This is a genomic window from Shinella sp. CPCC 101442, from assembly GCF_024704725.1.
Classification (GTDB): domain Bacteria; phylum Pseudomonadota; class Alphaproteobacteria; order Rhizobiales; family Rhizobiaceae; genus Shinella.
The window spans coordinates 224,392-249,701 of record NZ_JALIQS010000001.1 but is presented as its reverse complement, the minus strand read 5'-3'; the positions used below and the strand labels follow the sequence as shown (position 1 = coordinate 249,701).

At 63.3% G+C, this 25,310-nt stretch carries 21 protein-coding genes; 14 read left to right on the top strand and 7 right to left on the bottom strand.

The window, feature by feature from the left end; translation table 11 throughout:
• Positions 1-146: 146 nt before the first annotated feature.
• Positions 147-1,448: an NAD(P)/FAD-dependent oxidoreductase gene (locus MUO32_RS01195; RefSeq protein WP_257946407.1), complete on the top strand. Its 1,302-nt coding sequence runs from the start codon at positions 147-149 to the stop codon at positions 1,446-1,448.
• A gap of 47 nt (positions 1,449-1,495) precedes the next feature.
• Here the strand turns inward: MUO32_RS01195 and MUO32_RS01190 are convergent, their stop codons facing one another.
• The 7 genes from MUO32_RS01190 to MUO32_RS01160 all read right to left on the bottom strand — a co-directional run bounded on the left by MUO32_RS01190 (position 1,496) and on the right by MUO32_RS01160 (position 8,664).
• The gene (locus MUO32_RS01190; protein WP_257946406.1) at positions 1,496-1,954 is read right to left on the bottom strand and encodes an RpiB/LacA/LacB family sugar-phosphate isomerase; all 459 of its coding nucleotides are present in this window, start codon (positions 1,952-1,954) and stop codon (positions 1,496-1,498) included.
• A gap of 15 nt (positions 1,955-1,969) precedes the next feature.
• Complete coding sequence (locus tag MUO32_RS01185; RefSeq protein WP_257946405.1) at positions 1,970-2,740, bottom strand: triose-phosphate isomerase; 771 nt, start codon at positions 2,738-2,740, stop codon at positions 1,970-1,972.
• Positions 2,737-3,510 carry a DeoR/GlpR family DNA-binding transcription regulator gene (locus tag MUO32_RS01180; protein ID WP_257946404.1) on the bottom strand — a complete coding sequence of 258 codons (774 nt, stop codon included), beginning with the start codon at positions 3,508-3,510 and terminating at the stop codon, positions 2,737-2,739. Before MUO32_RS01180 ends, MUO32_RS01185 begins: the two co-directional genes overlap by 4 nt.
• 80 nt (positions 3,511-3,590) lie before the next feature.
• Positions 3,591-4,535, bottom strand: a complete 945-nt coding sequence (locus MUO32_RS01175) for a sugar-binding transcriptional regulator (RefSeq protein WP_257946403.1) — start codon at positions 4,533-4,535, stop codon at positions 3,591-3,593.
• A gap of 73 nt (positions 4,536-4,608) precedes the next feature.
• On the bottom strand, positions 4,609-5,544 hold the full coding sequence (locus MUO32_RS01170; protein ID WP_257946402.1) for a sugar phosphate isomerase/epimerase: 936 nt from the start codon (positions 5,542-5,544) through the stop codon (positions 4,609-4,611).
• Positions 5,545-5,551: 7 nt separating this feature from the next.
• A complete protein-coding gene (locus tag MUO32_RS01165; RefSeq protein WP_257947141.1) occupies positions 5,552-7,063 on the bottom strand; it encodes a glycerol-3-phosphate dehydrogenase in 1,512 nt (503 codons plus the stop codon).
• Between the two features lie 50 nt (positions 7,064-7,113).
• Complete coding sequence (locus tag MUO32_RS01160) at positions 7,114-8,664, bottom strand: FGGY-family carbohydrate kinase (RefSeq protein ID WP_257946401.1); 1,551 nt, start codon at positions 8,662-8,664, stop codon at positions 7,114-7,116.
• A gap of 769 nt (positions 8,665-9,433) precedes the next feature.
• Between MUO32_RS01160 and MUO32_RS01155 the strand changes: the two genes are divergently transcribed.
• From MUO32_RS01155 to MUO32_RS01095, 13 genes are all read left to right on the top strand, one after another.
• Positions 9,434-10,084 carry a DUF2291 family protein gene (locus MUO32_RS01155; RefSeq protein WP_257946400.1) on the top strand — a complete coding sequence of 217 codons (651 nt, stop codon included), beginning with the start codon at positions 9,434-9,436 and terminating at the stop codon, positions 10,082-10,084.
• A complete protein-coding gene (locus MUO32_RS01150) occupies positions 10,081-11,622 on the top strand; it encodes a sugar ABC transporter ATP-binding protein (protein ID WP_257946399.1) in 1,542 nt (513 codons plus the stop codon). Before MUO32_RS01155 ends, MUO32_RS01150 begins: the two co-directional genes overlap by 4 nt.
• Positions 11,623-11,635: 13 nt before the next feature.
• Positions 11,636-12,676, top strand: coding sequence for an ABC transporter permease (locus tag MUO32_RS01145; RefSeq protein ID WP_257946398.1), 1,041 nt, complete (start codon positions 11,636-11,638; stop codon positions 12,674-12,676).
• Between the two features lie 119 nt (positions 12,677-12,795).
• On the top strand, positions 12,796-13,743 hold the full coding sequence (locus MUO32_RS01140) for a D-ribose ABC transporter substrate-binding protein (protein ID WP_117370188.1): 948 nt from the start codon (positions 12,796-12,798) through the stop codon (positions 13,741-13,743).
• A 116-nt stretch (positions 13,744-13,859) separates the two neighbouring features.
• Positions 13,860-14,714 (top strand): DeoR/GlpR family DNA-binding transcription regulator, encoded by an 855-nt coding sequence (locus MUO32_RS01135; RefSeq protein WP_374708573.1) that lies wholly within the window; start codon positions 13,860-13,862, stop codon positions 14,712-14,714.
• Positions 14,715-14,782: 68 nt separating this feature from the next.
• Positions 14,783-16,297, top strand: coding sequence for an FGGY-family carbohydrate kinase (locus tag MUO32_RS01130; protein ID WP_257946396.1), 1,515 nt, complete (start codon positions 14,783-14,785; stop codon positions 16,295-16,297).
• Positions 16,298-16,315: 18 nt separating this feature from the next.
• Entirely contained in the window at positions 16,316-17,989 is a 1,674-nt protein-coding gene (locus tag MUO32_RS01125; protein ID WP_257946395.1) for a glycerol-3-phosphate dehydrogenase/oxidase, read from the top strand.
• Positions 17,990-18,079: 90 nt separating this feature from the next.
• A complete protein-coding gene (locus MUO32_RS01120; RefSeq protein WP_257946394.1) occupies positions 18,080-19,780 on the top strand; it encodes a dihydroxyacetone kinase family protein in 1,701 nt (566 codons plus the stop codon).
• Positions 19,781-20,096: 316 nt separating this feature from the next.
• Positions 20,097-20,924, top strand: a complete 828-nt coding sequence (locus tag MUO32_RS01115) for a phosphogluconate dehydrogenase C-terminal domain-containing protein (RefSeq protein ID WP_257946393.1) — start codon at positions 20,097-20,099, stop codon at positions 20,922-20,924.
• Between the two features lie 121 nt (positions 20,925-21,045).
• A complete protein-coding gene (locus MUO32_RS01110) occupies positions 21,046-21,987 on the top strand; it encodes a D-ribose ABC transporter substrate-binding protein (RefSeq protein ID WP_160860763.1) in 942 nt (313 codons plus the stop codon).
• 68 nt (positions 21,988-22,055) lie between these two features.
• The gene (locus tag MUO32_RS01105; RefSeq protein ID WP_257946392.1) at positions 22,056-22,694 is read left to right on the top strand and encodes a DUF2291 family protein; all 639 of its coding nucleotides are present in this window, start codon (positions 22,056-22,058) and stop codon (positions 22,692-22,694) included.
• A 2-nt stretch (positions 22,695-22,696) separates the two neighbouring features.
• Positions 22,697-24,241 (top strand): sugar ABC transporter ATP-binding protein, encoded by a 1,545-nt coding sequence (locus tag MUO32_RS01100; protein ID WP_257946391.1) that lies wholly within the window; start codon positions 22,697-22,699, stop codon positions 24,239-24,241.
• Positions 24,241-25,308 (top strand): ABC transporter permease, encoded by a 1,068-nt coding sequence (locus tag MUO32_RS01095; RefSeq protein ID WP_257947140.1) that lies wholly within the window; start codon positions 24,241-24,243, stop codon positions 25,306-25,308. Before MUO32_RS01100 ends, MUO32_RS01095 begins: the two co-directional genes overlap by 1 nt.
• Positions 25,309-25,310 lie beyond the last annotated feature (2 nt).

The following is a 25,310-nucleotide window of genomic DNA, read 5'->3' as shown; positions in this document are numbered from 1 at the left end:
TTTGGGAGCGGATCACCGGTTTTCGAACAGGCGTCGGACGGTGATCCGCCGGAGGCCCCTCATCGTAGAAGGTATAGAAAGTCGCCGATCAAATCGACAGCCGCAGAAGGACCGCGATGCGCCATTTTCCCCAATCGGACCGGCCCATGAAAATCGCCGTGGTCGGCACGGGCATTGCAGGCCTTTCCGCGGCCTGGCTGCTCGCGCAGCGTCATGATGTGACCGTGTTCGAGGCGGAGGCGCGGATCGGCGGGCATTGCCATACGGTGGATGGTGGCGGCACGCCCGTCGATACCGGCTTTATCGTCTATAACGAAACGACCTATCCGAACCTCACGGCGCTGTTTCAGCATCTCCGCGTTCCGACCAAGGTCTCGGACATGTCCTTCGCCGTATCGATGGATGAGGGGCAGCTCGAATATGCCGGCACCAACCTTGCCGGCCTGTTCGCGCAACGCAGCAACCTGGCAAGCATCCGCTTCTGGTCGATGCTGCGCGATCTCGTGCGCTTTTATCGGCAGGCGCCGAGCGGCGTGCGCAATCTCGACCCCGCCGCAAGTCTCGACGACTATCTTGACGGCGCGGGTTTCGGCCGGGCTTTTCGCGAGGATCACCTTTATCCGATGGCGGCGGCGATCTGGTCGACGCCGGCGCTGGAGATCGGCAATTATCCAGCCCTCTCCTTCGTACGGTTTTGCGAAAACCACGGTCTCCTGAAATTCGTACGCCGCCCCGCGTGGCGCACGGTGGACGGTGGCAGCCGGGCCTATGTGGAGCGGCTGACGGCGCCCTTCCGGGATCGCATCCGCACGAACGCACCGGTCAAGGCGATCCGCCGGGTCAACGGCGCGGTGGAGATCACGGTGCCGGGTGCCGAACCCGAATGGTTCGACCGTGTGGTCATCGCCGCCCATGCCGACCAGGCGCTCGGCATGTTGGCCGACCGGTCGGACCGGGAGGCCGACCTTCTGAGCGCCTTCGCCTATGGCGATAACGAGACCGTGCTTCACAGCGATGAAAGCCTGATGCCGCGTCGGAAGCGGGTCTGGGCGAGCTGGAATTACCTTGCCAGCTCCGGGCGCAAAGGCGCTGCGCCGCGCAAACCGTGCGTGACCTACTGGATGAACCGCCTGCAGGGCATTCCTGACGAGCACCCGTTCTTCGTAACACTGAGCCCGCTGCATCAGCCGGCGGAAGACAAGGTGATCTGGCGCGGCCTCTACCAGCATCCGCTGTTCAACGCCGCGACGCTGTCGGCGCAACAGCAGCTCTGGTCGCTGCAGGGCCAGTCCAACACCTGGTTCTGCGGCTCCTACTTCGGCTCCGGCTTCCACGAGGACGCGATCCAGGCGGGGCTTGCGGTCGGGGAAAGTCTCGGCGGCGTCAGCCGGCCATGGTCCGTCGAAGGGGAATCGGATCGGATCTTCCGGAGTTTTCAGTCCGTGTGAAGGCGGTTGCCGACACGCCCGAACAGGCGTGTCGGCGCAAGGCCGGTTTACTTGCCGGCGTTGTACTTGGCGTCGACCTCGTTGATCGCCTGGACGTTGCCGGCCGAACGGCCGTTTTCGTCAAAAGTCTGGGCGAGGTAGGCGTCGGCGATGGCCTTGGCGAGTTCCGAACCGATGACGCGGGCGCCCATGGTGATGATCTGGGCGTTGTTGGAGAGTGCTGCGCGCTCGGCCGAATAGGTGTCGTGCGTCAGCGCGGCACGGATGCCGGGCACCTTGTTGGCGGAAATGCAGACGCCGATGCCGGTGCCGCAGACGAGGATCGCACGGTCGTATTCGCCGGCGACGACGGCCGAGGCGACGCGGTCGGAGAGAGTGGCGTAGAAGGCGTCCGGGCCGGCATCGGTGCGCGAGACTTCGTGCACGTCATGGCGGTCCTTCAGGTGATCGGCGAGGACCTTGGCGAGACCTTCGCCCGCGCTGTCACCGGCAATAGCGAGTTTCATGGGAATTCTCCTTCTTCAGATGGTGGCGGCTGAGCGCGCCAGGATGTCGAGGTAGCCTTCAACCTTCCAGGCAGAACGGCCGATGAAGAGCCCGTCGATATCGGGGCAGGCGATCAGTTCTTCGCAATTCCCGGGGTTCACCGAGCCGCCGTAGAGGCAGGGAATGCGGCGGCCGAGAATATCTTCCGCCACCTTCGCGATTTCGGCATGGCGTGCGTTGGCATAGTCGGCGGTGGCGGGAATGCCGTTTTCGCCGATCGCCCAGACAGGCTCGTAGGCGAGCAGGATTTCGGCTTGTTTCTGCGCACCTTCGAGCTTGCCAAGCGCGCCGCGCACCTGCGCGGCCAGCACATCCGCCGCACGGCCGCTCTCGCGGTCGGCCAGCGTTTCGCCGATGCAGATCAGCGGCACGAGTCCATGACGCACGGCGGCTTCCGTCTTGAGACCGACGCGCTCATCCGTTTCGCTAAAATGCTCACGGCGTTCGGAATGGCCGAGTTCGACGAGGTCGAGATTGCAATCCTTCAGCATGACGGGCGAGACTTCGCCGGTCCATGCACCTTCATCGGCCCAGTGCATGTTCTGCGCGCCCACCTTCACGGAGGTATCCGCCAGGAGAGCCTTGACTTCGCGCACGGCGGTAAAGGGCGGGATGACGAAGCGCTGGATGCGGGCGTCACGGCCGTCATCGGCGGCCTTCAGACCTTCGGCGAAGACTTTTGCCTCCGCCAGCGTCTTGTTCATCTTCCAGCTCGTGCCGACCCAGAAATTCCGGCCGTGGCTCATGTCGTCGTCTCCTTGGCGATGCGCACCACGGTCTTGCCACCGCCAAGTTCGGCGGATGTGTCGTGGGGCAGGGGTTTGTCTGAAATGACGGTGTCGAATTCGGCGAGATCGGCGAGCACATGCAGTGCGGTGTGGCCGAAGCGTCGGCTGTTGATCATCAGGCAGGTCTGGCGGCTCGACGCCATCATGGCCCGCTTGGTGCGCACCACGGCCTCGTCCATGTGATAGGAGAGGCGGCCCGATGCCGCAGGCGCCGAGATGAAGGCAATGTCGGCGCGAAGCCGCGACAGGGCCTCTTCCGTGACGATGCCGAAATAGGCGTTGAACTTGGCGGAATAGACGCCGCCGACGGCAATCAGCGTCACCCCGGACAGGCCCTTGGCGCGCTCCATGATCGCGGCATTGTTGGTGATGATGGTGATCGGCTTCTTCTCGGCGAGCACATCGCCGAGCACCGAAGCCATCGAGCCGTCGTTGATCATCACGGTCATGCCTGGTTCGACGAGCTCGGCCGCAGTCTTCGCCAGCGCGCGCTTGACGTCGGCCTCCTGCAGTTCACGGAAACGGAAGTCGCTCTCGAACTGGGTGCCCGCATCGATCGTCGCGCCGCCACGCACCTTGCGCAGCACACCGGCGCGTTCGAGATCGTCGAGGTCGCGGTGAATGGTCATCTTGGAGACACCGAAGCGCGCCGCGATGTCATCGAGTTCGACGGCCCGGCTTTCGACCAGAAGATTGATGATCTCCTGCCTGCGCTCTTCCCGTTTCACCGCATCCTCCTGATGTTCCCAGTTCTATAACATCAAATTCGGCAAATTATAACATGAAAAGTGTGATTTTGTGATTTTTGTCACGCCGAACTTTGCAACAGAAGACGTGCGGTCCGCTCGTCGGTAATGAGCCCGTGGAGCTTGTGGCTGTGCAGCACGGCGCGGATCGCCTCGGTCTTCGCAGGGCCGCCGGCAATGGCGACAACCCGGTCACGCCCGGTTTCCGAGAAGGAGGCAGCAAGCGTGCGTGCCGTAACCGACGTCTCGAGGATCCGGCCCTTGCTGTCGAAGAAATGACCGAGCAGTTCGCCGACGCCGCCAAGAGCTACGATCTCTTCCAGCTCGTCCGGCTGCAGCATGCCCGAGGTGACCAGGTGGGCCTGATTGTCGACCGTACCGATACCCACGAGCTTCAGGTCTGCGCTGCGGGCGAGATTGAAGACCTCGCTCACGCCGCGCTGGGAGAGCAGCACCTCGCGGTCTTCCTCCGTATTGGCGAAGAAGGGCACGGGCATCACATAGGCCTGGGTGCCGGTCTTGGCCGCCAGCCGATGCATGACATCATAGGGATTGGCGGCATAGTTTCGGGTGAGGCCGCCGAGAAGCGAGACGAAGCGCGTGCCGCTGGCGCTGATGCGGGGCAGATGGTGGACGGCCGCCGAAAGCGTGCGCCCATGACCCAAACCGATGACGGCCACTTCGCCGCGTTCGATCTCGCGGCGGAGGAAATCCGCGCCGACATGGCCGAGCGTCGTCAGCGCCAGCGCATCGTCGTCGACATCGGGGGCCACCTCGCAATAGTCGAGACCGTACCGTTTGGAGAGTTCCACTTCCAGGTTGACGCATTCGGCGATATCGCCGTCGATGCTGACCTTGACCACGCCTTCGGCGACCGCGCGCGCGATCAGCCGATGCGCCTTCACCGAGGGAATGCCGAGGCGCTTGGCCACGGCGGACTGCGTGAAGCCCCCGATGTAATGCAGCCAGGCGGCGCGGACGGCGAGGGAATCTTCATTGTCGGTCATCGGCGATGTCCTGTCCTGCTCTGCAAGCGAAAGCGCTTTTCAGGTCCAGTCTTAGCAAGCGGTCGAGGAACGGTCAGCCCAGCTTGAGATCGGACTCACCGGTATCGATATGCGGCGCCCAGAAGGCGATGCTTTCGGCGATCTGCGGAATGACCTGCCGGTCGTTCGGCTCGCGTTCTTTGAAGGAGAGTTCCAGGCAGATTTCGTTGTCGAGCGCGCCGCCCTCGGCAAAGGCCTTCAGCAACGGTTCCGGCTGGATGCGGCCCTTGGCGTTGAATTCGGCGGTAAAGGGACGGTGGCCGCCCTTGTCCATCAGGCTCTGCTTGATGTGGATGATCGGCGAGATTTTTGGAACTGCGCGCGCCCAGGCATAGGGCTCGTAATCGTCAGGATTGCTGGAGGTCACGTCGCCATGGTCGATATCGGCCATCATCCACATGGGGACGGCCATGTCGGCGGTGGTCAGCCGGTCCTGAAGCTTGATGCACTCGGCGATCGTCTCGCCGAATTCTCGGCCGACGCTCATCGGTTCCCAGAAGACATAGGAAAGGCCGGCACCTTTGGCGTGCTCGGCCACTTCGGCCCAGCAGTCGATGGCGATCCGGATCAGCTCCTCACGGCGAACCGGGTCGTCAAAATCCTTGTAGGTGAAGATGGCGAACTGGGTGCCGACGGAGGTGCCGCCGAGATCGCCGATGATATCGGCAAAGGTCTTGAACCAGTCGACATAGTAGCGACGCACATCCGCATCCGGATGGCCGAAATGATTGAGGCGGCCATAGGGACCGGTCATGCCCGAGGTGACGCGAACGCCGGTGCGCTGAAGCGCCCTGTCCATCTGCCGCGTCAGCCGGTTGATCGTCGCGGCATTCCAGCTCGGATTGATGAATTCGTGCGTAAGCTGGAGATCGCGCAGCTTCAGGTCCCTTGCGACGGTCTCGATGAGATCGTCGGGATCGGCGAAGCGGTTGACCAGCGGATTGGTGTTGAGCGAGAGCGTCAGCGACATGGAATCCTCAGGCGGCGGCAAGGCGGGTGGCGTTGAACCAGTCGGCGAAAGCCGCACGTTCGGCTTCCGTCAGGTGCAAATAGTGTTTGGTGCGGCGGTAGAGCACGTCTTCCGCCCGTTGCGCCCATTCACTGGCGACGAGGTAGCGCGCTTCCGCCTCATAGAACTGCCCGCCGAAATGCCGACCCAGGCCTTCCAGGCTGGTCGCGGTGCCGACAATGGCTTTCGTGCGGGTGCCGTAGAGACGGCCGTAGTGCTGCACCAGCTTGCGCGGCATCCAGGGATAGGCATCACGCAAGCTATTGGCGAAGGTCTCGTAGTCGGCGTTCGGCATGTCGCCGCCCGGCAGCGGGGCCTTCTCCGTCCAGTCGCCGCCCATGTTGGGGAAGATGTGCTGGAGGCGGTGCATGCCGCGCTCGGCCAGCTCGCGGAAGGTGGTGATTTTGCCGCCGAAGACGTTGAGCAGCGGCGCGCCCCCGGTTTCGTCGAGGTCGAAGACATAATCGCGGGTGACGGCGGACGGGTTGCCCTTGCCGTCGTCGAACAGCGGGCGCACGCCGGAGAAGGAATGCAGCACGTCCTGCCGGCGCAGCTTCTCCTTGAAGTAGCGGTTCACCGCCTTCAGCAGATAATCGATCTCAGCCTCGTCGGCCGAGACGTCCTCGGCGCGGCCTTCATAGGCGATATCGGTGGTGCCGATCAGTGCCTTGTCGCCCTCGTAGGGGTTGATGAAGATGACGCGCTTGTCGTGGTTCTGCACCAGATAGGCATTCGCGCCTGCCCAGAACTTCGGCACGATGATGTGGCTGCCCTTGACGAGGCGCACATTTCGCGACGAGTTCGAGCCGGCGACGCGGTTGATGATGTCGGAAACCCAGGGGCCGGCACAGTTGACGAGGCATTTCGCGCGGAAGGTTCTGGTTTCTCCGGTCGCACCGTTCGTCGTCGTGACCGTCCAGGCGCCGTTTTCGCGGCGGGCGGAAGTGGCGGGCGAGCGGGTCAGGATGACGGCGCCCTTTTCGGCGGCGCCGATGGCGTTCAGCGTCACGAGGCGGGCGTCATCCACCCAGCAGTCGGAATATTCGAAGCCGCGCGCGTACTGGTCGAGGATCGGCGTGCCCTCGGGATCGCGCTTGAGATCCAGCGTGCGCGTGCCCGGCAGCTTCTTGCGGCCGCCGAGATGGTCGTAGAGGAAGAGCCCGAGGCGCACGAGCCAGGCCGGACGATCCTGCGGGCTATGTGGCAGCACGAAACGCATCGGCCAGATGATGTGGGGAGCGGCATTGAGCAGCACTTCGCGCTCGATCAAGGCCTCGCGCACCAGGCGGAATTCGTAATATTCGAGATAGCGCAGGCCGCCATGCACAAGCTTGCCGGAGCGCGACGACGTGCCCTCGGCCAGGTCGTCCTTCTCGCAGAGCACGACCTTCAGTCCGCGGCCCGCCGCGTCGCGGGCAATGCCGGCGCCGTTGATGCCGCCGCCGATCACGAAGAGGTCAATAAGCTCGGGCTCGTTCATCTCGTTCTCCTTCAGCGCCGGCCAGGGAGGGCCGCGCATTCGTCATTTCGTCAGCGCGCGGCCAGGATGTCCCAGGCCGGCGCGATGCCTTGGCGCACCTCGGAATAGGCGGCGAAGAGGCGGGTCATGCGTTCGGTGTCTTCGGGTTTGGGCTGTTCGGCATCGCCAAGCTCCGGCGTCACCCAGTCGGCAATGCAGTCGTCCATCGTGCGATAGGCGCCGATGGCGACGGCGGCCATCATTGAGGCGCCCGCAGCGCCCGCTTCTTCACGGGTGCTGACGCGAACCGGCGCGCCAAGGGCCGCACCGAGCGTTTTCCGCAGCGAGGCCGAGCGGGCGGCACCGCCGCTGACGCGAAGTTCGGAGGGCAGGGCGCCCATGGCGGCGTAGCAGTCGCGCGTCGCCATGCCGAGGCCTTCCACGACGGCGCGCACGAGATCCGGATAGCGGTGGCGGCTCGCAAGGCCGGTGAAATTGGCGCGAGCGCGGGCGTTGACGAAGGGGCCGCGTTCGCCGGCCTCGGAGATATAGGGGTGATAAAGGATGTTGCCGGGCTTGCTCGCGGCAATCCACTGGTCGACGCGGCCGATCATGTCGTTGAGCCCGACGGTGACGCCGAATTCGCCGAGAAGATCGGCGCCGAGCTGGAGCAGCCAGTCGAGATTGATCGTCGCGCCCATATTGGTCTGGACCTGCGTGACGATGCCGGGGATGGGGAGCGCGATGACATAGCCGGTGCGTTCGGCGTTCAGCACGACGTCGGCCACGGATTTCGCCTGGAGATGGACGCCCGTCGAGCCGATGGCGGAACAGGCGGCATTGCGGCCTTCGCTGCGAACGCCCGCACCCAGCGCCGTCATGCACATGTCGACATAACCGAGGCAAACAGGCGTTCCGGCTTTAAGGCCCGCGGCCGCCGCGGCTTCCGCCGTCAGCGGATGCGTGGTTTCCGTGCCCTCGATGACTTCGGGCAGCAGGTTGCGGCGATGCGTCAGGCCGAGGGCGGCGAGCACGTCTGCGTCGTAGCATCGCGTGCGAAAATTGCCGAAGGTGAAGCTCACTTCGGAAGGATCGGTGGCGCGCACCCCCGTCAAATTGAGATAGAGCCAGTCCTTGCAATGCATCGCGACTTCCGCGCCGGCAAGCAGTTCGGGGAAGTGGCGGTCCATATGGGCAAGCTGCGTGCCCTGCTGGCAGGTGTTGAGACCGGTGCCGGTCGCCTCGAAGCGCTGGCGGTCGGCATCGCTGGCGGCCAGCCGTTCGACGGTCGGTGCCGCGCGGGCGTCAAGCCACAGCCAGGCGTCACCAACGGGGCGGTTGCCGGCACCGACGAGCCAGGTGCCGTCGCCCTGTGCCGTGACGGAAATGGCGGCGGTGCGTTCGGCGAGATTCTGGACCTTTTCGGCGAGCCCGCGCAAAGCGCGCGTGCAATCGAGCCAGGTCTGTTCGAGGGATTGTGTGACGGAGCCATCATCGCTGGTCTTGTAGCTGTTGCGCACGGAAGCGCTGGCGATCTGGCGCCCGGCGAGCGTGAAGGCGACGGCTTTCATGACCGACGTGCCGGCGTCGATGCCGATGATCAGGCCTTGCGCCTCAGTCATGGCGCGCACCTATGCCGGCCGCGACAATGCGCGCCGCTTCGCCTGACCCGAAACAAAGCATTCGATCCTCCCGATAGTCTCACGAAAGCGCGTGCGCTCCTCATGGCCACTTGGCCGGGGTCTCGACGACCCTGCAAGGAATTTCCACGCGGATCTCCCGTGCCTCGCAAAATAACATAACATAAAGTTATCACGTGTCTCGTAAAATTTTTCTTATTAAGAATTTTTTTTCAAGTATGATGCCTGGGTGAGGCGTGAAAGAGATGCGGCGCATCTCGATGGTCTCATGGCTCCGCATCCTGATGCATATAGATAACACCAGCCGCTTTGAAATTTCCGATTTCACGGATTTTTTCAAGGAAAAACAGCCTTACTTCCACCTTTTGTATGCCTGTTTTCCTACTGCTTCCGTGGTGACAGAGGTTGCGCGTAGATTCCGTGTTCATGGGTAATCTGCCAGTTTTGGGCAGCGATCACAAAACGGTGCAGTCTGAAATCGTCGATTGACAGTCTGTGTTAAATTAACATATACACTGGGACATATCACACACATATATCGCAACTGCGAAAAAGTGTGCACTGCAGCGCAAAGCGGGTGAGGAGATCTGGCTGGCGCGTTCATGGGGAGGACATCATGACATGTTCTGTTTGGAAGGCATCGACACAGGGCCCTGGCGCCATAGATGTGTTTCTCAGCCGATTGATGCCACCGGCTCTCCGCCGGCGCGCCCGCTGACGCTTCCATCGTTCAACTGCAAGGCCATCTGACATGACTGACGCCACGCTCCCGAAATCGTCCCAGCCTGCACGCAGCTATCGCTGGATCGGCATAGCCGCTGCCGTCGTGCTGGTCGGCGCCATGGCCTTCGATACGAAGATCGTGCAGATCGGCTCGGAGGCCGACGTCCAGGTCCAGAAATTCTCGCCGGTGGCGTTCGGGGCCGAGCAATTCCCCGTCATCAAGCAGAGCGTCGAGACGCGCGCGGCCGATGCGGTCGAGCTGGCGCAGGCCATTGCTGCCGACAAGAAGGCGGCAAGCGAGAAATATGGCGTCAAAACCACAACCGGCCCGGTCTTTCCGGTCAAGTTCACCGGTGTGATCGGCGAGCGCAAGGCGAATTACAGCGTCATCGCCGTCGAAGGTCTGCCGGCCGAACTGACACTGCGCGTCCAGACCGGCCCGGCGTTGAACGGCACGGACCTGCGCGATGCGACGGGCCAGATCGAATTCGGTCAGTTCAAGAACCAGATCGAATATCAGGACGCGGGCTCCGCCATCAACAACGAAGTCAAGAAGGTCGTTCTCGGCGACCTCGACCCGGCATCGCTCTCCGGCAAGACCGTTTCCGTCATCGGCGTCTTCAAGCTCGTCAATCCGAAGAGCTGGATCGTCACTCCTGTCAGGTTCGACGTCCAATGAGCGCGATCCCGGAAGCCGGCCCGAAAGGCGAAGTCGTTCTTGCCGCGCGCAACGTGGCAAAGTCCTACGGCAGCGTCCATGCCCTCAAAGGCGTCAATTTCGATATTCATCGCGGGCAGGTAACGACCCTGTTCGGCGAGAACGGCGCCGGCAAGTCGACGCTGATGAAAATCCTGTCCGGTGTGGTCAAGCCGACATCGGGCGACATTATTCTCGATGGGGAATCGGTCGTTTTCGCGTCATCCTCCCAAGCACGTGACCGCGGTATCTCCATCATCCATCAGGAGCTCAGCCTCGCCCCGAACATGAACGTTCGCGACAACATCTTTATGGGTCGCGAAATCATGACGGCGACGGGTGTTGATTTCGCCGAGGAAGAGCGCCAGACGCGTCTCCTGATGGAAGAACTCGAAGAGGACATCGATCCTCTGACGCCTGTCGAGGACCTGCGCCTCGGCCAGCAGCAGATCGTCGAGATCGCGCGTGCGCTTTCGGTCAATTCGCGCATTCTGATCATGGACGAGCCGACCTCGGCGCTATCTGCCTCGGAAGTCGAGGTGCTGTTCAAGGTCATCCGCGACCTCACCGCCCGCGGCGTCTCCATCGTCTATATCTCACATCATCTTGAGGAGGCGCTGCAGATCACCCATCACGCGGTGGTGCTGCGCGACGGCACGATGACGGCCTATGCCGAGCGCAAGGATATCGATCTCGAATGGATCGTTCGCCACATGGTCGGCGACAATTTCGACCTCGGCTCGCCGCCCTCCGGTTATGAAATGGGCAATGTTTCGCTCTCCATCGAGGGGCTGACCGTTCCCGATCCGGGTGGTGCCGGCTACTCGGCCGTTGACGGCATGTCGCTGTCGGTGCGCGCCGGTGAAATCGTCTGCATCTATGGGCTGATGGGCGCCGGGCGCACGGAGCTTCTGGAAACGGTCGCAGGCCGTCTGAAACCCGCGGCCGGCAAGGTCGTGCTGAAGGGCAGGGACGTCACCGGCCAGTCGATTGCCGAATGCATTCGCGACGGGCTCGTGCTCGTGCCGGAAGACCGGCAGCGCGACGGCCTGGTGCAGACCATGACCGTCGGCCGCAATCTCTCGCTTGCCAGCCTCGGCGCTTTCACGCGCGGCCTCTTTACCTCGACCTCCCGCGAAAACGGGCTTGTCGAAAATGCGATCCGCAAGGTGCACATCAAGACGGATGGCGGCGCAGCGCCGATCGGCTCGCTCTCCGGCGGCAACCAGCAGAAGGTCGTCATCGGCAAGATGCTGGCGACGGACCCTGAAGTCATCCTGCTCGACGAGCCGAGCCGCGGCATCGACATCGGCGCCAAGGCGGAAGTCTTCAAGTTGCTCGCCGAGCGCGCAAGGCAGGGTCTCGCGGTCGTCTACACGACCTCCGAGGTCGGCGAGTGCCTCAGCATCGCGCATCGCATCATCGTCATGCGGCGCGGCCGCATCTCCGCCGAATTCGGTCCCGACGTGACCAAAGAACAGATCATGGCCGCCTCGGGCGAAGCCGTGCATGCCCATTAGGAGCGCTGAATCCATGTCAGTCACACCTGCAATCCAGACAAAGGCAGCGGTAAGCGGCGGCAAACGCAAGAAGAGCTTCGTCGAGCTCCTGTTCGAGGGGCGCGCCTTCTTCGCGCTGATCGCCATCATCGTCGTCTTCTCCTTGATGTCGCCGAACTATTTCACGGTCAGCAACTTCCTGATCATGGCCTCGCATGTCGCCATCTTCGGCCTGCTCGCCATCGGCATGCTGCTGGTCATCCTCAATGGCGGCATCGACCTCTCGGTCGGTTCCACGCTCGGCCTCGCCGGCGTCGTCGCGGGTTTCCTGATGCAGGGCGTGACGCTGCCGCAGCTCGGCATCATCCTCTATCCCTCGGTCTGGGTTGTCGTGGTGCTGACCTGCCTGCTCGGTGCCGTCGTCGGCGCGGTGAACGGCGTGCTGATCGCCTATCTCCGGGTGCCGGCCTTCGTCGCGACGCTCGGCGTGCTCTACGTTGCCCGCGGCGTCGCGCTGCTCATGACGAACGGTCTCACCTACAACAATCTCGGCGGCCGCCCCGACCTCGGCAATACCGGTTTCGACTGGCTCGGCTTCAACCGTCTTGCCGGCGTGCCGATCGGCGTCCTCGTGCTCTTCGTCTTCGCCATCGCCTGCCACATCCTGCTTGCCCGCACGGCCTTCGGTCGCTGGCTCTATTCGTCCGGTGGCAACGAGCGTGCGGCGGAACTGTCGGGTGTGCCGGTCAAGCGCGTGAAGATCACGGTCTATGTGCTCTCGGGCATCTGCGCCGCCGTCGCCGGCCTCGTTCTTTCCTCGCAGCTGACCTCCGCAGGCCCGACCGCCGGCACCACCTATGAGCTGACGGCGATCGCGGCTGTCGTCATCGGCGGCGCGGCCCTGACGGGTGGCCGTGGCACGGTCATCGGCACCATGCTCGGCGCCTTCGTGATCGGCTTCCTTTCGGACGGCCTCGTGATCATCGGCGTCTCGGCCTACTGGCAGACGGTTTTCACCGGCGCCGTCATCGTTACCGCCGTTCTCCTGAACAGCGTCAAATACGGCCGCCGCTGAGATCAGCGACGACCGACACCAACTGACCGATGCCGGGAGAGGCGGACCACCGAGTGGCCCGGCAGCGGAAAGTATTGCCGAAAATCGGCGTAAACGAACTCAACAAAGGGAGTGAGATCATGTTCAAAAAAGGTATGCGTGTACTCTTCGCAGCAACTGCCGTCATGCCGCTGCTGTTCAGCTCTGCCTGGGCCGAAGGTCTGATCACCGTCATCGTCAACGATCCGTCGAACCCCTACTGGTTCACGGAAGGCGAAGTTGCCAAGAAGACGGCTGAAAGCCTTGGCTACACGGCCAATGTCGGCGCCCACAAGGGTGACACGAACACCGAGAGCAATCTCGTAGACACCGCCATCACCAACAAGTCGGTCGCTATCATCCTCGACCCGGCAAATGCCGACGGTTCGGTCGGTGCGGTCAAGAAGGCCGTTGCTGCCGGTATCCCGGTCATCCTCGTCAATGCCGAGATCAACCAGGAAGGCCTTGCAAAGGCGCAGCTCGTTTCGAACAATGCCCAGGGTGCCGCTCTCGGTGCGCAGCAGTGGGTCGAAGCGGTCGGCGACAAGGGCAAGTATGTCGAGCTCTTCGGCGCGCCCTCCGACAACAACGCCGCAACGCGTTCGAACGGCTACGAAACCGTGCTGACGCAGTATCCGGACCTTGAAAAGTCCGGCAAGGAAGTGGCTGACTGGGATCGCACCAAGGGCCACGCCAAGATGCAGTCCCTGCTTCAGGCAAACCCCGACATCATCGGCGTGATCAGCGGCAACGACGAAATGGCGCTGGGTGCTATCGCAGCGCTCAAGGAAGCCGGCAAGCTCGAGCAGGTCAAGGTTGGCGGTTTCGACGGTTCGCCGGACGCAGTCGCCGCCATCAAGGCCGGTGAACTGCAGTACACCGTCCTTCAGCCGGTCGCCGTGTTCTCGGAAGCGGCCGTCAAGCAGGCCGATAACGTGATCAAGAACGGTTCGACCGGTGTCGACACCGAAAAGCAGCTGTTCGATTGCCTGCTGATCACCAAGGACAATGTCGACAAGTACACCGCTCCCTTCGTTCTGAGCGAGTAATCGATATCGGGGGCGCCTTTCGGGGCGCTCCCACCCTCATGCCCCGGGGCATCCCGGGTCAGCTTGGCATTTTCCTTGCCGCCCGATACGAGATACGAAAGCTCTCACCTCGAAGCATGGCAGGATCTCCCGTGAACAAGAAAGTCGACGTCAAGGATTTGCTGTCGGAAGAGTTGCCGAGCGACAGCCGGCACGCGCGCCAGCTCGTGCGGCGTCAGATGATCGCCGAGACGGTCATCGCCGAAGGCTCCATCCGCATCGAGGACCTGACCGAGCGCTTCGGCATCAGCCTGATGACGGCGCACCGCGATGTCGACGACCTCGTGAGCCGGGGGCTCTTCCGCAAGACGCGCGGCATCGTTTCGGCCGCACCCACCAGCCTCATCGAATCCTCCGATGCCTACCGCGCCACAAAGCAGGCGAAGGAGAAGAAGGCGATCGCGAAGGCGGCGATGCAGTTCGTCGAGCCGGGGCAGGCGATCTTCATGGACGATGCCACGACCGTGCATGAGATGACGCGGTTTCTGCCGGCCAAGGTGCCGCTGACGGTCATCACCAATTCGCTCGTTCTCATCAACGAGCTGAAGGAGGTGAGCGATCTCAACCTCATCTGTCTCGGGGGCCAGTTCTACCATTGGTGCAATGCCTTCATGGGGCATATCACCACCAACGAAATCCGCCGGCTGCGCGCCGACACCGTGTTCATGTCGCTCTCGGCCATCGTCGACGACGTGGTCTACCACCAGTCGCCGGAAACCGTCGCGACGAAGCGCGCGATGTTCGAAAGCTCCGCCCGGCGCGTGCTTCTGGCGGATCACACCAAGTTCGAGCGGCGCGCGTTGCACCACTTCGCGACGCTTGAAGAATTCGACGCCGTGATCGTCGACGAAGATATCCCGATCTCCCACCTGTCGCGCATGCGCTCGAAGGGGATCAACGTCATTGTGGCGGACGGGGAACGGGCCGGCTGAGGTTTCCGCTGTCGCGGATATCCTGATGCCGTGTGCCGTTCTTCCTTCGTTTGAGAATGGAGAGAGCGATGCCCTGCATCATGGGTATAGACAGCGGCCTGACGGTCACCAAGGCTGTTATTTTCGACGCGGACGGAACGGTGCTCGCCATCGCCCGTCGCCGCGTTCCGCAGCTGATCCCCGCGCCGCAGCATGTCGAGCGCGACATGGATGGGCTGTGGACGGCAACGGCGGATGCCATACGCGAGGCGGTCGCCGCCTGCGGTCGTCCGGCCTCCGATATCGTTGCGATTGCCGCAACGGCGCATGGCGACGGTATCTATCTGCTGGATGACGACAAGAAGCCTCTCGGCAATGCCATCGTCTCGCTCGATACGCGCGCCGGTGCGATTGCCGATGCGTGGAACGAGGGCGAGGTCGGCGAACAGTCGTTGGCACTCACGGGGCAGAAGCCGCATGCCTCCGCACCCTCCGCCATTCTCCGCTGGATTCGCGAGCATGAGCTGGAGCGCTACGCCCGTATCGCCCATTTCATCGCGGCGAAGGACTGGTTGCGGTTCTGCCTGTGCGGCACGATCGGCACGGACCGCACCGAGGCGAGCACCTCCTTCACCAATGTGCAGACGCAGGACTATGCCGACGACGCCTTCCGCCTCTTCGGGCTGGATCGCCTTTCCGGCCGGCAGCCGTCGATGGCGGGCTCTACCGAGGTCGTCGGCGGCGTGACGGCCGAGACGGCGCGGCAGACCGGTCTCGTCGCCGGTACGCCGGTCATGGCGGGCCTGCATGATGTCACGGCGTCTGCGCTCGGCATGGGCGGTTATGGCGAGGGCGTCGTCGCCGTCATCGCCGGCACCTATTCGATCAACGAGACGGTGTCGCCGGCGCCGAAGGTCGATGCTCGCTGGTTCTGCCGCAACGGCATTCTGCCGGGCGAATGGAACAACATGTCCATCTCGCCCGCCTCTACCGCCAACTACGATTGGTTCATCGAGCAGTTCTGCGCCGGCGATGCACGGCAGGCCGAGGCGTCAGGCGAGAGCATCCACGCGATCCTCGGCAAGGAATTCGAGGTCGCACGCCGGCGCCCGTCGAGTGCCTTCTTCCATCCCTATCTTTTCGGCTCGCCCTTCGGCGGTGCGTCGAGCGCCGGCTTCTACGGGCTGAATGCCTGGCATGACCGGGGTGATCTGGTGCGCGCCGTGCTGGAGGGCATCGCGTTCAACCATCGCGTCCATGTCGAAGCGCTGCGCGATGGTTTTGCGCCGACATCTGCACGCCTCACCGGTGGTATCTCGCGCAATCCCGCCATGGCGGGTCTCTTTGCCGATATCCTCGGCCTGCCGGTCACGGCGACGCGTACGGAAGAGGCGGCCGCATGGGGAGCTGCGCTTTGTGCAGGCGCGGGTGCCGGGCTCTTTGCCTCGCCCACCGCCGATCCACGCGACCTTGCGTCGATCGAGACGACGTATCAGCCGGATCCCGACCGGCAGCGCGCCTATGACGAGAAGTATCGGGTCTTCCTCGATCTCGCCGAGGCCATGAAGCCGCTCTGGCCGACCCTCCGGCGTCTCGGCGCGTAGACAACAGGAATCCCCATCATGACGGACACAACAGCCGGCCCGGTCGAGACCTTCGACGTCATCATCCTCGGAGCGGGCATCAACGGAGCAGGGCTTTTCCGGGACCTCTGCCTCCAGGGCCTGAAATGCCTTGTTGTCGATAAGGCCGACTTCGGCTCCGGCACCAGTTCAGCCCCCTCCCGCCTCATCCATGGCGGCATCAAATACTTGGAGACGGGCGAACTCGGCCTCGTTGCGCAGTCGACGCTGGAGCGCAATCTCCTGCTGCGCAACGCGCCGCATTGCGTCGAGCCGCTGCCGACGTTCATTCCATCGTTTTCGCTGATGAAGGGAGCCTTTGCGGCGCTCCGCACGCTGCTCGGCTCGACGACCGCGCCACGCAGCCGCGGTGCGGTGCTCATCAAGATCGGCCTTGCGCTCTACGATCTCTACGGCGCGCGCCATCGCGTCATGCCGAAGCATCAGTTCTTCTTCCGCCGCAAGGCGCTTGAGGAGATGCCGGAGATCACGCCGCGCATCGTTGCCGGCGGTATCTACTATGATGCCAAGATCAGCCGGCCGGAACGGCTGGTCTGGGAAGTGGTGCGCGACGGTCTCGACGCGAGCCCGATGTCGGGCGCGATGAATGACACGACGTTGCTCGGACAGCACGATGGCGTGCTGCGGCTAAAAGATCCCCGCGGCGGCGAGCGACTGGTTCGCGCCGGCATCGTGGTCAACGGGGCCGGGCCATGGATCGACCACGTCAACGCGACGCTCGGCATTTCGGGCAAGCTGATAGGCGGCACGAAGGGCTCGCATATCCTGCTGAAGCATCCCGAACTGGTGAAAAGCCTGAAAGGCCGCATGATCTATTTCGAGGCGGACGATGGCCGCATCTGCCTCGTCTACGATTTCCTGGGCCTAGCCCTCGTCGGCTCGACCGACATCAAGGCCGACAACCCGGAGACGGTGCGCTGCGAGGAAGACGAAATCGACTACTTCCTCGCAAGTCTCGGCTCATTGTTGCCAAAGTTGCGCTTCGGCCGCGACCAGATTGTCTATGCCTATAGCGGCATCCGTCCGCTCCCGGCTTCGGACGCCAACAATCCCGGCCTGATCAGTCGCGACCATTCGGCGCCCGTGGCGGAACCGGCTGATGGCCGGCCGTTCCCCGTCATCTCGCTCGTCGGCGGCAAGTGGACGACCTTTCGCGGTTTTGCCGAGGAGGTGGCGGATACGATCCTTGCCCGCATGGGGCGTAGCCGCAAGACCAGCACGCAGATGCTGCCGATCGGTGGCGGGCGAGCTTTTCCGGTGGACGAGACGGCACGCCGCGCCTGGATTTCCGAACGCGCCGCAAGAAGCGGCCTGCCGGCTGCGCGCATCGAGGCCCTCCTGTCGTGCTACGGAACGACGGCGGACGCCATCCTTGCCCATATCGCGCAAGCCGGTGACGCGCCGCTTGCCCATGTCGAAGGTTACGGCCGCGCAGAGATCGGCTGGATCGCGCAAAACGAAATGATCGAACATCTCGCCGATATCGTCATGCGCCGCACGACACTCGCGATTGAGGGCAAGGTAACGGCGCAGGGACTGGACGAACTGGCCGATATTGCCGCGGCGGCACTCGGTTGGGACGAGAGCCGCCGCGCCTCGGAGGTTGCGGCTATTGCCGAGCAGTTGAGGGCCTTCAACCGCGTAAGCCTTTGACGTGTCTTAGACCGTCGGTTGTTTCTTTGCCCTTTTCTCCGCTCGATCCATGTTGCATCTTCGCGGCATGATTGCCCGCAGGAGACGCCCGTGACCAAGATCGTCGACGACCCCGAAGCCTTTGCCTCATCCGCGCTTGCGGGCTTTTCCCGCGTCTATGGGCGCTATGTCCGGCTAGTGAAGGGCGGGGTCGTCCGCGCGACGGCGGTGCCGCTGGGCAAGGTCTCGGTCATTGTCGGTGGTGGTTCCGGCCACTACCCGGCCTTTGCCGGTTATGTCGGGCCGGGCATGGCGGATGCGGCGGTGGCCGGAGAGATTTTTGCCTCGCCATCCACGGCGGCGGTTGCGCGCGTCTGCCGCAATGCGGACCATGGCGGCGGTATCCTCCTCGGTTTCGGCAATTATGCCGGTGACGTTCTCAATTTCGGCGTCGCGGCTGAACGCCTGCGCGCCGAGGGGATCGATGTGCGTATCGTCACCGTCACGGATGACGTCGCCAGCGCCCCGGCGGAGCAACATCTGCGGCGGCGCGGGATTGCGGGCGATTTCGTCGTCTTCAAGGTCGCGGGCGCAGCGGCAGAGGCCGGGCTTGCAATCGACGAGGTCGAGCGCGTGACGCGGCTTGCCAACGCTCGCACCTTTTCTTTTGGTGTCGCCTTCGGCGGCTGTACGCTTCCGGGGAGCAAGGAGCCGCTGTTTACCGTGCCGAAGGGCATGATGGCGCTGGGCCTGGGCATTCATGGCGAGCCCGGCATCCGGGACACGGAGATCGTGCCTGCAAACGCGCTCGCAAGGCTGCTGGTCGATACCGTTCTGGCCGAGCGCCCGACCGGTGCGCGCCGCGCCGCCGTTCTGCTCAATGGTCTCGGCGCCACCAAATACGAAGAGCTCTTCGTGTTGTGGAATGCGGTGGAACCGCTGCTGGCCGCCTCCGGCGTCGATCTCGTTTCGCCCGAAGTCGGCGAATATGTCACCAGCCTCGACATGCAGGGCTGCTCGCTGACCGTGCTGTGGCTGGACGAGGAACTGGAGCGCTACTGGCTGGCACCATGCGACACGCCGGTCTTCCGTCGAGGCGAAGTGTTCCGGACGGAGCCGGCCGCATTCAAGGCGAATGCCGAGGACGAGACACCGGTCTTCGGCCCGGCATCGTCGGCTTCGCAGGAAAGTGCCCGCTGCCTTGCCGGCATTCTTGATGCCATGGTGTCGGCGCTTCAGGAAGCGGAAGCCGAACTGGGGCGGATCGATGCCTTTGCCGGCGATGGCGATCACGGCCAGGGCATGCGTCGCGGCGCAACTGCCGCCCGTGATGCGATCCGGCAGGCCGTGGCGGCCGGTGCCGGCGCGAAGAGTGCGCTTGGTGTTGCCGGCGACGCCTGGGCGGACCGGGCGGGCGGCACCTCCGGCGCGATCTGGGGTCTGCTGCTGCGCTCCTGGAGTTCCGCCTTTTCCGATGAGAAAGCCATCGAGGGGGCCGACGTGGTGCGCGGTGCCGGCATCGCGCTTGACGACGTCATGCGCCTCGGCGGCGCAAGGCCCGGAGACAAGACGTTGGTCGATGCCTTCGTGCCCTTCGTCGCCACGCTTGAAACGGCAAAGGCCGATGGTCTTTCCCTGAAGGAGGCGTGGCGGAAGGCGAGTGTCACCTGCAAGGCGGCGGCGGAAGCGACCGCTCCGCTCGCGCCACGGCTTGGCCGCGCGCGACCGCTCGCCGAGCGCAGTATCGGCCATCCCGATGCCGGCGCCGTCTCGCTCTCCCTCATCGCCGGGACGATCGACGCCTTTCTCTAACGGTTTTTGGGCGCGATTGTCGGCGCCGAACACCACATCCTTGATGTGACTTTGAGCCGGACGTTGTGTGACGTTCGGCTTTTTTGTTGTTTCGTCGTCTGGAAAAATCTCGTTTTTCCAATCTGTTGCCCGGTTTTTCGGATATTCGCGCACGATCCGGTGGCATGTGATGTTTGCCGCACATCACATATTCCACTAGATAGTTATTGACTTGTTATACCAGTTGAGAAATATAAGCCCATACCGGGCGACCGGTGGAGGAAGTTTCCGGCCGGGCGCGTTTCGTTCAGGCCGTCTGCAGTTAGGGAGATCTTCGATGACATCGATCGCGTTGTTCGGCGCCGGCGGTAAAATGGGCTATCGGCTCGCCAAGAACCTCAAGGGTTCGCGCTTCGATGTCCGGCATATCGAGGTGAGCGACGCCGGCAAAGCGCGCCTTGCCGACGATCTCGGGCTCTCCTGCGTGTCTGCCGATGAAGGCCTCGATGGCGCTGATGTCGTCATTCTCGCGGTTCCCGACACGGCGATCGGCAAGGTCGCAGCCGGCATCGTCGACAAGCTGAAGCCGGGCACCATGGTCGTGGCGCTCGATGCTGCCGCCCCCTTCGCCGGCCACTTGCCGGAACGCGCGGACCTCACCTATTTCGTCACGCACCCCTGCCACCCGCCGATCTTCAACGACGAGACGGATCCGGCCGCCAAGCGCGACTTCTTCGGCGGCGTCGCTGCCAAGCAGCACATCGTGTCCGCGCTGATGCAAGGTCCTGAAGAGGCCTACGCGCTCGGCGAGGAGATCGCCAAGGTCATCTGGGCGCCGGTCATGCGTTCGCACCGCGTCACCGTCGAGCAGATGGCGCTGCTGGAGCCGGGCCTGTCCGAAACCGTCTGCGCCTCGCTGCTCGTCGTGATGCGCGAAGCCATGGACGAATGCGTGCGCCGCGGCGTTGCCAAGGAAGCCGCCCGCGACTTCCTGCTCGGCCACATGAACGTGCTCGGCGCGGTGATCTTCGAGGAGACGCCGGGCGTCTTCTCCGATGCCTGCAACAAGGCGATCGAGTTCGGCAAGCCCGTGCTCATGAAGGACGATTGGAAGCGCGTGTTCGAGCCTGCGGAAATCGCAGCCAGCATCCAGCGTATCACCTGATTTCCGGCGGGCCTGGCCCGCCGCGGCCGGCGTCACGCGCCGGCTAAAGATCGCACCGGGGCGGCCATTTTCAATGGAGGGATGGCTGCTGGAATTCGGTGCCTAACCGGGAGGAGAGACTATGAACATTACCCGCAGACTGATCACCGTCGGCTTCGCTGCCGTCATGGCCGCAAGCGTTGCCATGCCGTCTTTCGCGGCCGACCTCATCGCCATCATCACGCCAAGCCACGACAACCCGTTCTTCAAGGCGGAAGCGGTTGGTGCGGAAGCCAAGGCCAAGGAACTCGGCTACGAGACGCTGGTTCTGGTGCATGATGACGACGCCAACAAGCAGTCGCAGCTGATCGACACCGCCATCGGCCGTGGTGCCAAGGCGATCATCCTCGACAATGCCGGCTCGGAAGCTTCTATCGCCGCCGTGCAGAAGGCCAAGGATGCGGGCATTCCCTCCTTCCTGATCGACCGCGAAATCAACGCAACGGGCGTCGCCGTCTCGCAGATCGTCTCGAACAACTACCAGGGCGCCCAGCTCGGTGCCGAAGAGTTCGTCAAGCTGATGGGCGAGAAGGGCAATTATGTCGAGTTGCTCGGCCGCGAAGCCGATCTCAATGCCGGCATCCGCTCCAAGGGCTACCACGACGTCATGGACGAATATCCTGACATGAAGATGGTCGCGCAGCAGTCGGCCAACTGGAGCCAGACGGAAGGCTACTCGAAGATGGAGACCATCCTTCAGGCGAACCCGGACATCCAGGGCGTGATCGCCGGCAACGACACGATGGCCATGGGCGCGATTGCAGCACTCCAGGCTGCCGGCCGCAAGGACGTCATCGTGGTCGGTTTCGACGGGTCGAACGACGTGCGCGACTCCATCAAGGCAGGCGGCATCAAGGCGACCGTCATGCAGCCGGCCTATGCCCAGGCCCAGCTCGCCGTCACCCAGGCGCATGAGTACATCACGACCGGCAAGGCGCCGGCCGAGGAAAAGCAGCTCATGGACTGCGTGCTCATCACCGCGGACAATGCCGGCAAGCTCGAGACCTTCGCGCTCTCCGAATAATCCTCCCGCGATGGCGCGAGGCGGGGTCGGTCCCGCCTCGCGTTTTCTGTTTGTGACGGAGAATGGGAATGCTGAGGTTCAACGCTGCCTGTACACTCGTGCTTGCGGGCGCACTCGCGCTCAGCGGCTGCAAGTTCGTTAAGACAGAGGACGAGCAGAAGCAGGCGGCGGCGGGCGCCTTCAACCCCGACAAGCTGGTCGCCGACATATGGGACGCCAAGGTCGTGCCCTATCTCGAGGAGCGCGGTGGCGCCTTCCAGGACGTCTCGGCTCTTGCGGCAAGCGATTTGAACGCGGCCGCAGAAAAATACGGCCACAAGGAAAAGCAGGGCAATGCACCCTGGACCTTTGCCGCCAAGATCGACGGCGTGATCGTCGGCGAAGAGACCAAGTCACGTGCCGGGTACGTCGACGTGGATGTCGATGGCGACAAAAAGGCCGACGTGCGCGTTTCGATCGGCCCGGCAATCCGCGGCACGGCGCTGCGCGACAGCCTGAAATTCGTGAACTTCAACGAGTTCAAGAACCAGATCGAATGGGCGCAGTACGGCAAGTCGTTCAACACCTATGTGAACGGTGCGCTGCTGGAGAAACTGTCGCGCGAAGGCCTGACCGGCAAGACGATCAAGGCGACCGGCGCCTATCCGCTGCCCGCCAAGGGACAGCTGCCGCAGTTCGTGCCGGCCACCATCACCGTGGGAGGCTGACGATGGCCGAACAGGACGACGGCGACGTCATTCTCGAACTCAAGGACATCACGAAGGCCTATTCGGGCATCGTAGCACTGAAGAAGGCGGACCTGAAACTTCGGCGCGGCGCAGTGAACGTGCTCGTCGGCGAAAACGGCGCCGGAAAGTCGACGATGATGCGCATCATTGCCGGCGTCGAGCGGCCGACGCTCGGCGAGATCTGGATGGATGGCGAGCGCATCCATCTCAACAGCCCGGCGGACGCGGTGCGCCACGGCATCGGCATCGTCTTTCAGGAGTTGAACCTGTTCGGCAATCTCTCTGTTGCCGAAAACATCTTTGCCACCCGCGAGATTACCCGCGGTCTGCGCGGCATCGACCATAAGGCGCAGGTGGAAAAAGCCAACGAATTCCTGAACCGTCTCGAGGCCGGCATTTCCGCCGACACGCTGGCGGAAGACCTGCCGATCGGCCAGCAGCAGCTTGTCGAGATCGCCCGCGCCGTCTCGCTGGATACCCGCATCCTCATCATGGATGAGCCCACCTCGGCGCTGAGCGCTGCCGAAGTCGACGTGCTGTTCCGTGTCATCGCGGACCTCAAGGCACGCGGCGTGGCCATCGTCTATATCTCGCACCGGCTGGAAGAGCTGATGCGCATCGGCGACTATATTACCGTCCTGAAGGACGGGCAGATCACCGGTCATGCCATGGTCAAGGATATCGACACGCGCTGGATCGTGCGCTCGATGATCGGCTCGGATGCCAAGGATTTTGCCAAGCAGGTCGATCACGCGCCGGGCGAGGAGGTTTTTCGCACGGAAGACATCTGCCTGCCGCGCGCGCAGGGCGGCTATGCGGTTGATCATGTCTCGATCGGCGTGCGCGAGGGCGAGATCCTCGGCATCTACGGCCTGATGGGCGCGGGGCGTTCCGAGCTTTTCGAATGCATCATGGGCCGGCACGAGCATTACACGGGAAAAATCTTCGTCGAGGGCGAGGAGTTGAAGGGTCGTGACACGACCCGGCGTATCCGCGAGGGGCTTGCGCTGATCCCGGAGGATCGGCAGCGCGAAGGGCTCGTGCAGTCCATGTCGATTGCCGACAACCTGTCCATGGCGAGCCTCGGCCAGTTCCTGAAAGCCGGCTTCCATATCGACCTGAAGCTGGAGAAGGCGGCGATCCTCGAGGCGATCCGCAATCTTTCCATCAAGGCGAAGAACCCGGATTTCGACGTCACCTCCATGTCGGGCGGCAACCAGCAGAAGGTCGTTATCGGCAAGGCGCTGATGACCGGTCCGAAGGTGCTGCTGATGGACGAGCCCAGCCGCGGCATCGACGTCGGCGCCAAGGCGGACGTCTTCCGCACGATGCGGCGCTTGGCAGGCGAGGGCCTCGCCATCCTGTTTTCCACCTCGGACCTCGAAGAGGTCATGGCACTGTCCGATCGCATTGCGGTGATGAGCAACGGACGGCTGGTGACGGTCGTCGACCGCAAGGACGCCACCGAAGAGATGATCGTCTCGGCCTCCGCAGAGGGACATAAAACCAAAAGGATGCATGCGTGATGACGACAGCAACGCAAACTGCCGCCACCGGCAACCACCTCTCCACCGGAGCCGCCCTGCTGACGCTGATGAAGCTTCGAACCTTCATTGCGCTCTTTGCGGTGATCATCTTCTTCTCGATCTTCGCGCCGAATTTCCTGTCGACCGCCAACATGATCCTGATGTCGAAGCACGCGACACAGAATGCGTTTCTGGCAATCGGCATGACCTTCGTCATCATCACCGGCGGCATCGACCTGTCCGTCGGCTCGATCGTCGGCCTCTGCGGCATGATCGCCGGTGGGCTCATCATGTATGGTGTCGCGCTGCCGCTGGGCTACACGGTCTATTTCAACATCGTCGAAGTGGCTGTTATCGTCATGGTCGTCGGCATCCTGATCGGCGCGGTCAACGGCCTCTTGATCACCCGCCTGAACGTCGCCCCCTTCATCGCGACGCTCGGTACGCTCTATGTGGCGCGCGGCATGGCGCTGCTTTATTCCGACGGTCAGACGCTGCCCAACCTCACGGGGCGCGAAGACCTCGGCAACCAGGGTTTTTCCTATCTCGGCTCCGGCTCGATCCTCGGGCTGCCGGTCTCGGTCTGGATCCTCATCGTCGTCGCGCTGGGGGCCGCCTATTTCGCCCGCTTCGTGCCGCTCGGCCGCCATATCTTCGCGGTCGGTGGTAATGAACGCGCGTCCCGCATGTCGGGTATCCGCGTCAACCGCGTAAAAATGTTCGTCTACATGTTTTCCGGCTTCTGTGCGGCGATTGTCGGCCTCATCATCTCCTCGGAGCTGATGGCCTCGCATCCGGCGACCGGCACGAATCTCGAACTCAACGCCATTGCAGCAGCCGTTCTCGGTGGTACATCCATGTCGGGCGGGCGCGGCACGATTGGCGGCACGATTATCGGCGCCTTTGTGATCGGCATTCTCTCGGACGGGTTGGTGATGATGGGTGTGAGTTCCTTCTGGCAGATGGTGATCAAGGGCCTCGTCATCATCGTTGCCGTCGTGGTCGATCAGGCGCAGCGCCGCCTCCAGCAGCGCGTCACCCTGATGCAGATGGCAAAGGCAGGTTGAGC